13 protein-coding genes are annotated in these 12488 nt (G+C 65.0%); 10 read left to right on the forward strand and 3 right to left on the reverse strand.

The features are described from left to right. The 4 genes from GJ631_RS17570 to GJ631_RS17585 form a co-directional block, all read left to right on the forward strand. On the forward strand, positions 1–272 hold a 272-nt coding region (locus GJ631_RS17570; RefSeq protein WP_231754027.1), incomplete at its 5' end, for a hypothetical protein. A 70-nt stretch (positions 273–342) separates the two neighbouring features. Continuing rightward, positions 343–528, forward strand: coding sequence for a hypothetical protein (locus tag GJ631_RS17575; protein WP_156710400.1), 186 nt, complete (start codon positions 343–345; stop codon positions 526–528). Between the two features lie 183 nt (positions 529–711). Beyond that, complete coding sequence (locus GJ631_RS17580) at positions 712–1668, forward strand: transcription initiation factor IIB family protein (RefSeq protein ID WP_156710402.1); 957 nt, start codon at positions 712–714, stop codon at positions 1666–1668. A 121-nt stretch (positions 1669–1789) separates the two neighbouring features. Further along, complete coding sequence (locus tag GJ631_RS17585; protein ID WP_156710403.1) at positions 1790–3373, forward strand: succinic semialdehyde dehydrogenase; 1584 nt, start codon at positions 1790–1792, stop codon at positions 3371–3373. Between the two features lie 36 nt (positions 3374–3409). On the opposite strand, the gene GJ631_RS17590 is transcribed toward GJ631_RS17585, so the two are convergent. Continuing rightward, positions 3410–4780 (reverse strand): adenylosuccinate synthase, encoded by a 1371-nt coding sequence (locus tag GJ631_RS17590; RefSeq protein WP_156710405.1) that lies wholly within the window; start codon positions 4778–4780, stop codon positions 3410–3412. 258 nt (positions 4781–5038) lie between these two features. On the opposite strand from GJ631_RS17590, the gene GJ631_RS17595 reads away from it, so the two are divergent. Further along, positions 5039–5344: a hypothetical protein gene (locus GJ631_RS17595; RefSeq protein ID WP_156710406.1), complete on the forward strand. Its 306-nt coding sequence runs from the start codon at positions 5039–5041 to the stop codon at positions 5342–5344. Between the two features lie 30 nt (positions 5345–5374). On the opposite strand, the gene GJ631_RS17600 is transcribed toward GJ631_RS17595, so the two are convergent. Next, entirely contained in the window at positions 5375–7381 is a 2007-nt protein-coding gene (locus GJ631_RS17600; RefSeq protein WP_156710407.1) for a hypothetical protein, read from the reverse strand. A gap of 278 nt (positions 7382–7659) precedes the next feature. Continuing rightward, positions 7660–8247 (reverse strand): sulfite oxidase-like oxidoreductase, encoded by a 588-nt coding sequence (locus GJ631_RS17605; protein WP_156710408.1) that lies wholly within the window; start codon positions 8245–8247, stop codon positions 7660–7662. Between the two features lie 192 nt (positions 8248–8439). On the opposite strand from GJ631_RS17605, the gene GJ631_RS17610 reads away from it, so the two are divergent. The 5 genes from GJ631_RS17610 (at position 8440) to GJ631_RS17630 (ending at position 12447) form a co-directional block, all read left to right on the forward strand. After that, complete coding sequence (locus tag GJ631_RS17610; RefSeq protein ID WP_156710409.1) at positions 8440–8652, forward strand: ribbon-helix-helix domain-containing protein; 213 nt, start codon at positions 8440–8442, stop codon at positions 8650–8652. Between the two features lie 77 nt (positions 8653–8729). After that, a complete protein-coding gene (locus tag GJ631_RS17615; protein ID WP_156710410.1) occupies positions 8730–9008 on the forward strand; it encodes a UPF0058 family protein in 279 nt (92 codons plus the stop codon). A 96-nt stretch (positions 9009–9104) separates the two neighbouring features. Continuing rightward, positions 9105–10442, forward strand: coding sequence for an isochorismate synthase MenF (locus tag GJ631_RS17620; RefSeq protein WP_156710411.1), 1338 nt, complete (start codon positions 9105–9107; stop codon positions 10440–10442). Then, complete coding sequence (gene menD, locus GJ631_RS17625) at positions 10439–12205, forward strand: 2-succinyl-5-enolpyruvyl-6-hydroxy-3-cyclohexene-1-carboxylic-acid synthase (RefSeq protein ID WP_370518729.1); 1767 nt, start codon at positions 10439–10441, stop codon at positions 12203–12205. Before GJ631_RS17620 ends, menD begins: the two co-directional genes overlap by 4 nt. Next, positions 12202–12447, forward strand: coding sequence for a hypothetical protein (locus GJ631_RS17630; protein ID WP_156710412.1), 246 nt, complete (start codon positions 12202–12204; stop codon positions 12445–12447). Before menD ends, GJ631_RS17630 begins: the two co-directional genes overlap by 4 nt. Positions 12448–12488 lie beyond the last annotated feature (41 nt).

Below are 12488 nucleotides of genomic sequence, written 5' to 3' on the forward strand. Positions count from 1 at the left end.
GGGGGCCTATGTTAGCCCACGACCACCGAGCCGAGCTGTCCGTCCGCGTCCCTCGGGGTGCGGCCGGCGACGTCGAAGGCGGCGTTCGCGAAGTCGTCGAGAAGGTAGACGGCGTCGCAGGAGTCGAGAACATCGAGCTGTGTGGCGTCCGTCCCGACGCACTCGACCTCTACGTCGACGCGACGGCCACCGTCGCCGTCGACGCCGACATCGAGGCGCCCGAGGTTCACCTCGCCGACGGCTTCGGCGTCCTCGAAGTCACCGTTCGATAGTTCCGTGCCGGCTGGGGCACGACGGGTTCGACCCCCGGCGGAACCCTTGGGGCAACCGCCCCGTGATACGATGAGACATCCGGAACTTCGGCCCTCCGTTTCGCATCGCCCCGACGAACACCCGCCACCGGGCCCCGTCAGCACTGCGTTCGCCGTCGGTTTCGCGCTGCTGGCGCTGGGTGCGGTTGCACCGGTCGCCGCCGGCGCCTTCGCCGGTGTGTGTTTTGCAGTCGGCTGGCGCCGACGAAGGCGGTGACCAGACCCACCCTTCGCGGAAGACGAAACCGCCTGCGAACCGTTGATTTCTCCGAGAGTGACTGCTAGGTTGTCGCGTGAGGTGGCGAACGTCCTGTTTTGGAAGGATTTATAAACGATTTCGGGGCAACAAGCCGTGACTGCAAAGCATTTATATGTTGAACAAGCAAACCATATAAGCATAATGCCAGGGCCAACCCGTCAGCGAGAGCGCACCAGCGAAGACGAGGCAGAGACCGAACAAGAAACTGGCTGTCCCGAGTGTGAGTCCGATTCGCTGGTTCGGAGCGCCGACGGCGGGGGTGAACTCGTCTGCGAAGAATGCGGCCTCGTAGTGGAAGAGGAAAACATCGACCGTGGCCCGGAGTGGCGAGCGTTCAATCACTCCGAGCGGCAGTCGAAATCCCGGGTCGGTGCGCCGACGACCCAGACGATGCACGACAAAGGACTGACAACGCAAATCGACTGGAAGGACAAAGACGCCTACGGTCGTTCGATTTCTTCGGAAAAGCGCTCCCAGATGCACCGCCTCCGGAAGTGGCAGGAGCGGATTCGGACGAAGGACGCCGGCGAGCGCAACCTCCAGTTCGCGCTGTCGGAAATCGACCGCATGTCCTCGGCACTCGGCGTGCCGCGGTCGGTTCGGGAGGTCGCCTCCGTCATCTACCGGCGTGCGCTCGACGAGGACCTCATTCGGGGTCGCTCCATCGAGGGCGTCGCCACCGCCGCACTGTATGCGGCCTGCCGACAGGAGGGCATCCCCCGGAGCCTCGACGAGGTCGCCGAGGTCGCCCGCGTCGAACAGAAGGAAATCGGCCGCACCTACCGCTACATCGCCCAGGAGTTGTCGCTGGGGCTGGAGCCGGTCGACCCCGTCCAGTATGTCCCGCGGTTCTGCTCGGAACTCGGTCTCTCCGAGGAGGTCGAACAGAAGACCCGCGAGATAATCGAGGTCACGGCGGAGAAGGGCATGCTCTCCGGGAAATCCCCGACGGGCTACGCCGCCGCCGCCATCTACGCCGCCTCGCTCCTGTGTAACGAAAAGAAGACGCAGCGTGAGGTCGCCGAAGTCGCGCAGGTGACCGAGGTCACCATCCGCAATCGGTACCAGGAGCAAATCGAAGCACTCGGCATCCACTAATCGGCCACAGCCAACCGTTTTTTGCTCGTTACGACGGTCAGCGGCTGCAACGGCCGAAAACACCCGAAGCGTTGTTCGAGGTTCCCGTACGGTTAACACGACGTAGCCTGTACGGGAGTGTATGACAGTATCGGAGACCGCAGTGGACGGTGAAATAGACGTCGAACCCGACTTGCTGTCGGGGCTGGAATCGTACGTGACGCTGTCGGGGGCCCCCGAGGAACACTTCGACGTGGAGGCGCCGTACCGTGGCGTCGTCATCGGCGAACTGCCGGCGTGTGACGAGTCCGACATTGAGGTCGCCTTCGACCGCGCCGAGCAGGGTCAGAAAGCGTGGGAGGACCGAACCGTCGAGGAACGCGCCGAGGTGTTCAAGCGGTATCACGACCTCGTCATCGACAACGCCGAGGAACTGCTCGACATCGTCCAACTGGAGAGCGGGAAGGCCCGCAAACACGCCTACGAGGAGGTCCTCGACGTGGCGATGACGGCACGGCACTACGCCTACCGCGCGGAGGGGTATCTCGAAACCGAACAGCGTGAGGGCGCACTGCCCGGACTCACCGAGACCGAGGTCAACCACCACCCCGTAGGAATCGTCGGGATGATTTCGCCGTGGAACTACCCCCTCTCGTTGGCCGTCTCCGACGCCATTCCCGCGCTGCTCGCGGGCAATAGCGTCGTCCTCAAGCCGGCCGAACAGACCTCCTACACCGCACTGAAGGCTGTCGAGTTGCTTCAGGAGGCCGGATTGCCGCGGGACGTCTTCCAGGTGGTCACCGGTTTCGGCCCGACGCTCGGCGAGCCGCTGGTCGCCAACTCGGACTACGTCTGCTTCACCGGTTCCAGCGCGACGGGTCGTATCGTCGCCAGTCAGGCCGGCGAACACCTCACGAAGTGCTCGATGGAACTCGGTGGGAAGAACCCCGGCATCGTCTGCTCGGATGTCGATATCGACCGCGCCGTGGAGGGACTTATTCGCGGTTGCTTCACCAACGCCGGCCAGCTGTGTATCTCACTCGAGCGGTTGTACGTCCACGAGGACGTCCACGGTCAGTTCGTCGAGGCGTTCGTCGACGCCATCGAGGACCTCCACCTCGGCACCGGCTACGACTACGACGTCGACGTCGGGAGTCTCATCTCCGAGGAGCAACTGGAGAAAGTGACCGAACACGTCGAGGACGCGAAAGCCAACGGCGCGACGGTGTTGACCGGCGGCACGGGTCGACCCGACATCGGGCCGTACTTCTACGAACCGACGGTTCTCACCGACGTCGACGAGTCGATGGCGCTGTGTGCAAACGAGACGTTCGGCCCGGTCGTCGCCATCTACGAGTGGAGCGAGGAAGACGACGTCATCGAGCGCGCCAACGACTCCGACTACGGCCTGAACGCCTCTATCTGGACCGAAGACCTCGATTACGGCCGCGAACTCGCAAAGCAAATCGAAACGGGGACGGTCAACGTCAACGAGGGCTACGCCGCCGCGTGGGCCTCCCTCGATGCCCCGATGGGCGGAATGAAGAACTCCGGTATCGGCCGCCGCCACGGCGACGAGGGTATCATGAAGTACACCGAATCCCAGACCGTCGCCGTCCAGAAACGGATGGGCATGACCGCACCGCCGGGTGTCCCTTACTGGCTGTACGCGAAACTGATGAACAAGACGCTGAAGATTCAGCGACGGATTCCGGGAATGCGGTAGTTCTGGACCCGCCCTTCGGGAGTAGCGAACGCGTTTTTAAAACACGTCTTCGACCACGACGGTTTCCTCGCGGCCGGGACCGACACCGACCGCGTAGACGGGCGTGTCGAGTTCCGCGGCGATGTAGTCGAGGTACGCTCGAGCGTTCTCCGGAATCGCCTCGTATCCCTCCTCGGCGACGGCGGCCCAGTCGACGTCGTCCCAGCCGTCGAAGGCTCGGAGGTTCGCTTCGCAGTTGCCCCACCGTTCGGTCGTCGTCGGCATCGTGAGCAGTTCCTCCCCGTCGAGTGTGTAGGAGTGACCGACCTGTACCTCGTCGAGCCCGGCCAGCACGTCGATGTGGTTGATGGCGAGGCCCGTGAACCCGCTGACGCGGGCGGCGTGTCGGAGCATCGGCATGTCGAGCCAGCCGACGCGTCGCGGCCGACCGGTGACGGTGCCGTACTCCCCGCCCTCGTCGCGGATGTACGTCGCGAGGTCGTCCTCGCCGGGGCGGCCGCCACCGTCGGGCGTCTGTCCGTCGACGGAGCCGAGTTCGGTCGGGAGCGGGCCGGTGCCGACCCGCGAGAGATAGGCTTTGACGATGCCGACGACCTCCCCGTCGCCGACGACGCCGGGACCGACGCCAGTACCGACGGAAGCGGCACCTGCCGTTGGGTTCGAGGAGGTGACGTACGGGTAGATACCGTGGTCGATGTCGATAGAGGTTCCCTGCGCCCCCTCGAACATGACGTCCTCGCCCGATTCGAGGCGGTCGGTGAGGAACGCCCCGCAGTTGACGGTCATGTTCTCCTCGGCGAGCCGTTCGCCGTACTCGTGGTACTGTTCGAACAGCGCCTCGATATCGAAGGCGTCGGCGTCGACGTCCGAGCCGATTTCGAGGTCGTAGACGTCTTCGACGAGCGCGCGCTTCTGTGGGACGGCGTACTCCAGTCGCTTCCGTAGCGTCTCGGCGTCCAGCAGGTCACCGATACGGATGCCGCGACGACCGGCCTTGTCCTCGTAGGTCGGGCCGATGCCGCGTCCGGTGGTGCCGGCCGCGAGGTCGTCGTCGGATTTCACGTCCTCTTCGAGGCCGTCGAGGACGCGGTGATACGGCAGGATAGCGTGAGCGCGTTCGGCGACGCGCACGTCGGGGTCGAGGCCGCGCCCCCGGAGCGCGTCGAGTTCCTCGAACAGCGTCTCGGGGTTGACGACACAGCCGTTGCCGAGGACACCCACTTTACCGCGGACGGCCCCCGACGGGACGAGCGAGAGTTTGTACTCGTCGCCCTCGAAGACGACGGTGTGGCCGGCGTTGTCGCCACCCTGATAGCGAGCGACGACGTCGACGGCATCGCCGTACACGTCGACGATACCGCCTTTCCCCTCGTCGCCGAGCTGCGAACCGACGATGGTTACGGTCATCGAACGGAGGTTTCCGCCAGCGGGGTAAACAGATTACGGTCTGGTCAGCAGCGAAACCGAACGCGGTGGTCCGCGTGGACCGCCGCGTGCGTCAGACACCGGTCGGACGCGGCCGCGCTGACGGAAAACGACGTGTGCCGTGGTCACAAGGGATTTATACTTTTACCGCAAAGATTCGTCAATCTCCCCGTTACACCGGGGTCATCGGCCGAACGGACAGCAACTTTTAAACCCTCCAAACACAAGTTAACAAATGCCATGATAGACCGGCTTGAGAAGGAAGTCGACATGTTGGAGCGCCATCTGCAGGTTTTGCGGATGGTCATCGAGAACGAGCCAATCGGCATCGTAAAGATGTCTAACGAGACTGGATACCCCCACCACAAGGTCCGCTACTCGCTCCGCGTTCTCGAAGAGGAGAACCTCATCGAACCGTCGAGCCAGGGTGCGATTACGACCGAGGATACCGCGGACTTCGTCGACGACCTCGACGGCAAAATCGACGACATCGTCGAGAAGCTCGAAGGCATGAAAATCGACGACGTTCCGGAAATCGAGGGTTAAACGACCGCTTTTCTCTGTCTTCCAGCCGCCCTATAGCTCCGGTACCGTCAGGTGGAACGACTCCTCCCTCGACTCGACGAGACAGAGGTGGAACCCGTTCTTCCGTGCGAGTTTTACGAAGCTCCGGTACTTTTCGCGGCTGAGGAGGCTGCCGCTCGTAGCTTCTCGTGCCGTCGAGAGGGCATCCGGCTCGAAGAAACTCGAGGTGACAGCGAAGGCGGCCGCCAGTGTCTCGTGTTCCTCACAGACGTCGGAGGCGTCGGTGACCAGCGGCCCCATCGACTCCCCACTTGTGGGGTCGCGACTCTCGTCGATGTTCGCGACGACGAGCGGGTCGCCCATCCGGTCGCGCGCGACGATGTCGAAGTCCACCTCGCGGCCCTCCTGCCCGTCACCGATTCGTATCGTCTCGTCGAAGCCGATGCGGTCGATTTCGGGCAAGGCGTCGTAGAGGTGCCGCATCGCCCCCTCGGTTCCGGTAGACTGTATCTCGAAGAGGAGGTCCGTGACGAGCCACTCGACGAAGGCGTAGGGGACCGACGACCGCAGGAAGGAATCGAACGGCGTCCCCTCGACCGTCGCGCCCTCGCTCTCGAAGCGGGTGTGGTACTCGATGCGGAGGTTCTCCGCGAGCGCCTCGGGGTCGACGCTCCCGTCGTGGGCGTTCTCGAGGGTCGCACCACCGCGGGAATCCTCGCGAATGAAGAGGTTCGTCCCCTCGAAAGCCTCCGTCGATGAGAGCGATACGGCGCCGGCGGACCCTCCGTGGGCGTCCTCCGTCGCCTGTTCCGCGATACGCTGCTGTAAGCGGTCCCGCTCGGCCCGGAGGTCGTCGACTTTCGACCGAAGCGACGACAGCTCCGACTCGAACTCCTCGCGGAGCGCCTCGAGTTCGGATTCCTCCTCGGGACGGTCCGGTTCGGTCTCTACTTCGTCGTCGGCCTCGGGTTCCGCCTCGTCTGCATCCGTCTCCGCCTCGTCCGTGTCGCTTTCCACCGCTCCCGGTCGACCGGGTTCCGGACCGGATTCGACCGTCGTTTCCCTCTCGGATTCCGCTCCGGAGTCGAATCCGGTTCGGGTCTCGGCGTCGACGCCGCGTTCGGTTCCCGAATCGACGATATGCGGGGTCGTTTCCCCGGCGCCGTCGCCGCTGTTTTCGGGGTCCACGGAGGGTACTGCACGGGTCGTCTCGTCGGCGTCATCGGCGTCGGCCGTCTCCGTGCTCCCCGCGGTTTCCGGTTCGGGGTCGGCCTCCTCAGTCGTCTGGTCCCCGATGAAGTCGCCATCGTCTTCGACCGCTTCCGTTTCCTCGGATTCGTCGGCCGTCGATTCCTCGACATCCGCGGTTTCCGCCGCACTTTCGTCGCTGGACTCCTCGACGGCCTCGGTTTCGGCGTCCTCCGATTCGGGTTGCTCGCCGGCAGCCGCCGTTTCGTCGCCCTCGGTGCCGACGACCGCTGTCTCGGTCGGCTCCGGTGTGGGTTCGGGGAGTGCCACGGTCGGGAGTCGAACCGCGACCACGTCGTAGATGCCGACCTCGCCTTCGGCTTTCGACTGTGCCTCCTCGCCGGTCAGCAGCCGACCGCTCGGCCCGAGATAGCCGACGTACGACGCCTCGCCGTCCTCGTACACCACGAAGTAATCGCCGCTGAGGACGTTCTTCGACAGTTCGACGTAGCCGGTGAAGCCCCCTTCCGAAAGCGTCTCGTGGACCGTCGATAGCGGCGTCTCGTCGCTGAAGTACTGGCCGCGAACGTCGCCATCGAAGGTCAACATGGCCGCGAGCGCGGCGGTCGCCGGGTGGGGTGCTTCGTGTGCCTGCCCGCCCGAGTCATCGAAGGCGTCGATGTCGCCCTCCCGAGGCGCTTCGTCAATGTCCGCTCGAACGGCCAGTGGGTCGCCGTCCTCGAGAAACAGCCACGTCCCGTCGGCCTCGACGGCGCCGCTGAATCCACGGGAGCGCAACGAATCAATCCCCTCGAAGCCGCCGTCGAACGGCGACACCTCCCACTCCTCCATCACGGTGTGGGCATCCATACACGCCGAAAGCCACAGGAGGGGCATATAGCTACCGACCAACCTTTTTTAGCGGGGGCATCGCGCCTGCGGCGCTCAACCCCCGATAAAAAACGTTGATGAAAAAAGCGCGAACACGCCGATGGCGCGTTCGCGTGAACCGCTCGCTCACCACGTCTGAGCACGTTCACACGTGTTGGAAAAACGGCACTCCAAGCACGTTCACCGACCGCTGATTCACGCTCTACAGGCTGAAAACGGCCCTATGGTGCGTTCTGTACTTCCTCTCACGAATCCGGCTACGCGTACCGCTCTTCCTCCCACGGATTCGCAGTGTTCGAGTAGCCGCGCTTCTCCCAGTAGCCGCGTTCGGATTCGGTGAGGAACTCGACGCCGGAGACCCACTTCGCACCCTTGTAGGCGTACTTGTGGGGGGTGACGACCCGAAGGGGGCCGCCGTGTTCGGCCGGCAGTGGCTCGCCGTCGAGTTCCCACGCGAACATGACCTCCTCGCGCGCGCACTCCGAAAGCGGGAGGTTCGTCGTGTAGCCGTCGTGGGCGTGAAACATCACGTGGACGGCATCGTCGTCGACGCCGGCGCGGTCGGCCAGCGTCGGGAAGGTGACCCCGTGGAACCCACAGTCGAAGCGTGACCACCCCGTGACGCAGTGGAAGTCCTGCTTCTGGGTCTGTGTGGGGAGTTCCCGTAGCTCCTCGAACGACAAGGAGAGTTCCTCGTCGACGGCACCCCAGGCCTCGAAGGTCCAGTCGTTCGGTATCGACGGCGTTCCGCCCTTCGATAGCACCGGGAACCGACTCGTCTCGCGCTGGCCGGGTGGGAGTCGCTTGCCGTCGAACTCGACGTGGAGGTCCGTCACGTCCTTCATGTTGGGTGATTCGGGGTCGCTGGTAGGTAGGCCTATCGCTCCGCAGGCGGTTTGCGAAACGGCTCGTCGAAACGATAAAATTGATACTCGTTTCGGTAAGGATTATTTGGGTAACCCGGGCTTCGGTTTTCGAGTAGCGAAAATTTCCCCGTCAGAGTTAAATACCCCATCCCCGAACGTTCGAACGTTCCGATGCCGAAGGTACAACTCACTGTCCCGGAACATCTCGAAATGCAAATCGCCCAACTGGTCGAAAAGGGCGAGTTCGTAAACCGGGAAGAAGCCATCGAAGAACTGCTCTCGACCGGGCTCCGGGCCTACAAGACGAGCGGTCCGATGGACGACGAAGAACCGGGCTTCGAAGAGGACGGGATGATGGGACACGACGACGAGTACGTCTTCTAGCAACCCGTTCGGCGCTGTTTTCGTGTGTGGCTGGTTCCCGCGAAAGCGTTAAACGGTCCCTAACAGTATCCACGAATATGCACAAAGACGAACTCCTCGAACTGCACGCGAAGATGGTATCGATAATGGGTCATTTCCAGGACATGGACGAAATCGATTCGTCGGTGTTCGACCCCTACGAATCACTCGACGTGACGCCCGACGACGTTCACAAATCGAAGAGCGAGCACAAACACGCCGTGTTCGTCCTCGGTAACGCCCTGGCGAACGTCATGAGCGAAGACGAGTTCTCCGATGCGGGCCGCATCGGCAAGCGGATGAAGGAACTCGCCGACGACGCGGAATCGAAGCTGTAAGCCGACTCTTCTTGAGCGTCGCGGGGCTGGCCGGGATTCCGGCCGGTGCGTGCCCGAACACGTAACCTAAAACGGTGGGGGTCTAACGTGGTGTCAATGGAACCGTTGCGGAGCGAAGAGACGGGCCCGCAGTCGGTGGGGCTCGTCAGTCGGTCGAGGCGGGTTCGGGATGCACCGACGCCCAGAGCGGCTCTAACGGCGGCGGATTCACCACGGACGCTTTGGGCCGCCCCAGGCGAGTCGACGGTCGTCGGCAGCGGCGCGGCAGCGACCATCACGGCGGATGGCCCGGACCGCTTCGACGCGATTCGAGAGGCGGCCACGGAACTCTTCGCCGTCGGCGACGTTCACGCCGGGACGCTCGCGGCCCGCCCCCGCGTTTTCGGCGGGTTTTCGTTTCACGACGAACACGTCGGGGAGGGGCCGTGGGAGGGGTATCCCGGTGCGCGATTCGTGCTGCCCCGTGTGCAGGTCACCTACACCGACGACGAGGCGTGGGTGACGGTCAACGCGGTCGACGCCGGCGCCACAGACGTGGAACGCCGACTCGACACCGCCACGGAAGCGCTCCTCGACACGTCGGAGCCAGCCGTCTCCGCGGGACCGCCGGGCGTCGAAAGCCGGACGCGGACCACCTCGAAGGCGGAGTGGCACGACAGCGTCACGGCTGCTATCGACCGCATCGACGCCGGCGAACTCCGAAAGGTCGTCCTCGCACAGGCACTGGAGGCTCGTCTCGACGCGCCGCTGTCGATTCCCGACGCGATTACGCGGCTCGGCGACACCTATCCGAACTGCTTTCGATTTCTCTTCGAACCGGAGGACGGTCGTTCGGGGTTCTTCGGTGCGACGCCGGAGCGACTCGTCGGCCTCAGGGGTCGAACGGTCGAAACGGGCGCCATCGCCGGCACGACCGGTCGCGGCGACACCCCGGAAGAAGACGAGTGGCTCGCCGAGGAACTGCTGGCAGACGAAAAGAACGTCCACGAACACGAACTCGTCGCCGACGCCATCCGGGAGCAACTGGAGCCCTACGCGGCGTCCATCCGCGCGGGCGAACGTGGCATCCGGCGGCTGGCAACCGTCCAGCACATCGAGACACCGATTACCGCCGAATTGGCCGTCGACGAACACGTCCTCTCGCTCGTCGAGGCGCTACACCCCACACCGGCGGTCGGCGGACTGCCCCCGGACCGCGCACTCGATACCATCCGCGACACCGAACCGTTCGAACGTGGCTGGTACGCCGCGCCCGTGGGGTGGTTCGACGCCGCCGGCTACGGCTCTTTCGCCGTCGCGATTCGCTCGGCTGTCGCCAGCGCGGATGTCGCCACGCTGTTCGCCGGCGTCGGTATCGTCGGCGACTCCGACCCCGACCGCGAGTGGGACGAAGTGCAACTGAAGTACCGGCCCATCCTCGACGAACTCGAGTGACAGAGATGAACGTCAACACGCTGTGGGGGGAGGTCATCGCCGACGAACTGTCGAAGGCGGGCGTCGAGGCGGCAGTGTTGGCGCCGGGAAGCCGCTCGACGCCGCTGACCGTCGCCGTCGCCGAACACGACGGCATCGAGACGTACTCGCTTCTCGACGAGCGGTCGGCGGCGTTCTTCGCTCTGGGTCGAGCCAAACGGACTGGAACACCGACGGCGCTCGTCTGCACCTCCGGAACGGCGCTGGCGAACTTTCATCCAGCGGTCATCGAGGCCGACCGCTCCCGCGTTCCGTTGCTGTTGTTGACGGCGGACCGTCCGCCCGAACTGCAGGATAGCGGCGCGAATCAGACCATCAATCAGGAACGGCTGTACGGCGACGCGGTGCGTCAGTACCGGAAACTTCCCGAACCGGAGGCCGCGGACCGAAAGCTCCGGTCGCTTCGGACTGCACTCGCACGGGCGGTCGGCACTGCGATGGGGGACGAACCCGGACCCGTCCACCTCGACGTGCCGCTTCGCAAGCCGCTGGAACCGACCGCTGGTAGGGAGGCGGCCCCGCTCGGCGTTCCCGAAGGTGCGGTCTCCGAGGGATTCCTCGAGAATCACCCCCTCGCCGTCGAGCGCGAGGGGCCGTTCGTCGAACTGACGCGCGGTCGCTCGACGCTATCCGCTGCGGACCGGCGAGGCCTCGTCGACGCCGTCGAGAACGCGGAATCCGGACTCGTCGTCTGCGGTCCCACCGACCGCTCGGCGCCGACGAGCGAGGCGCTCGTGGAGTTGGCCCGAGCCACCGGATTTCCCGTGCTTGCCGACCCGCTCTCGGGGATTCGGTTCGGCGAACACGTCGACAGCGATGGCGTAACCGTTTGCGGTGGGTACGATTCGTATCTCGCCGCAATCGAGGCGACGCCCGACGTGGTCGTCCGGTTCGGCGCTTCGCCGACCTCCAAGCCGCTCCGGAACTACCTCGCCGAGTTGGGGGCCCGTCAGTTCGTCGTCGACCCGGCCGGCGGATGGCGGGAGGCGACGTTCACCGCGACGGACCTCGTCGTCGCCGACGAGACGCGAGTCGCGAGTGACCTCGCGGCGCGAATCGAACGCGAACCCGGACCGTACACAGAGCGGCTCCGAGATGCCGAGGCGGCCTACTGGCAACTCCTCGCCGGCGCGGAACCGGAGGAGGGCGCGGTCCTCGCCGATGCCGTCGAGGCTGCGCCGGACTCGACGACGCTGTTCGTCTCGAACTCGATGCCCGTCCGGGACCTCGACCGGTTCGGTCGTCCGCGAACGGCTGATTTGACCGTCCTCGGCAACCGGGGAGCCTCCGGCATCGACGGCATCACCTCGACGGCGCTCGGGGCGGGGTCGGTCTCCGACGACCCGCTCGTCCTCGTGACGGGTGACCTCGCGTACTACCACGACATGAACGGTCTACTCGCCGTCGGCCGCTGTGATGTCGACGCAACCGTTGTCTGTATCAACAACGATGGCGGCGGAATCTTCCATCTCCTCCCAATCGAGTCTCACGATGCCTTCGAGGAGTGGTTCCGGACGCCGCACGGACTGGACTTCGAGCACTCGGCGGAGTTGTACGACCTCGAGTTCGCGCGCACGGACAACCGCGATGGGTTCCGGGAACTGTACGCCGACTCCCTCGCCAGCGAAGGGACGCAGGTCATCGAGGTCAGCACCGACAGTGACCGCAACCACGCCGACCGCGCGGCGCTGCAGGAACGCGTCGTCGAGGAGCTCTCGCAGTGAGCGACCCGCGCGTCGGTCCGTGGCTGTTCACGACGGTGACGGCGATGCTCGCGGGGTTCGCCGCGCTCGTTCTCTCCGGAGTTCCGCTCGTCGTCGGTGCCGCCGTCGTCGTGGCGACGGTGGCGGCGACCGCCGTCGGTCGTTCGGAGTTGCCTTCGCCGGCGCGGATGGGGGACCGTCGGGCGGCCGGGGGCGGCGGCGCTGTTCGCGGTCGTCCTCGGCGCCGGCTTTCTGGGCGGTGAGCCGACGACCGGGCTGCTCGTCGGGATGGGGGTGTACCTGA

Source organism: Natronomonas sp. CBA1123 (assembly GCF_009741925.1).
In the GTDB taxonomy this organism is placed as follows: domain Archaea; phylum Halobacteriota; class Halobacteria; order Halobacteriales; family Haloarculaceae; genus Natronomonas.

Coding starts and splice junctions, on each gene's coding strand:
- GJ631_RS17620 (WP_156710411.1), top strand. CDS start 9,105: ATGGAACCGTTGCGGAGCGAAGAGACGGGCCCGCAGTCGGTGGGGCTC.
- GJ631_RS17585 (WP_156710403.1), top strand. CDS start 1,790: ATGACAGTATCGGAGACCGCAGTGGACGGTGAAATAGACGTCGAACCC.
- GJ631_RS17575 (WP_156710400.1), top strand. CDS start 343: ATGAGACATCCGGAACTTCGGCCCTCCGTTTCGCATCGCCCCGACGAA.
- GJ631_RS17610 (WP_156710409.1), top strand. CDS start 8,440: ATGCCGAAGGTACAACTCACTGTCCCGGAACATCTCGAAATGCAAATC.
- GJ631_RS17590 (WP_156710405.1), bottom strand. CDS start 4,780: ATGACCGTAACCATCGTCGGTTCGCAGCTCGGCGACGAGGGGAAAGGC.
- GJ631_RS17580 (WP_156710402.1), top strand. CDS start 712: ATGCCAGGGCCAACCCGTCAGCGAGAGCGCACCAGCGAAGACGAGGCA.
- GJ631_RS17605 (WP_156710408.1), bottom strand. CDS start 8,247: ATGAAGGACGTGACGGACCTCCACGTCGAGTTCGACGGCAAGCGACTC.
- GJ631_RS17600 (WP_156710407.1), bottom strand. CDS start 7,381: ATGGATGCCCACACCGTGATGGAGGAGTGGGAGGTGTCGCCGTTCGAC.
- GJ631_RS17595 (WP_156710406.1), top strand. CDS start 5,039: ATGATAGACCGGCTTGAGAAGGAAGTCGACATGTTGGAGCGCCATCTG.
- GJ631_RS17615 (WP_156710410.1), top strand. CDS start 8,730: ATGCACAAAGACGAACTCCTCGAACTGCACGCGAAGATGGTATCGATA.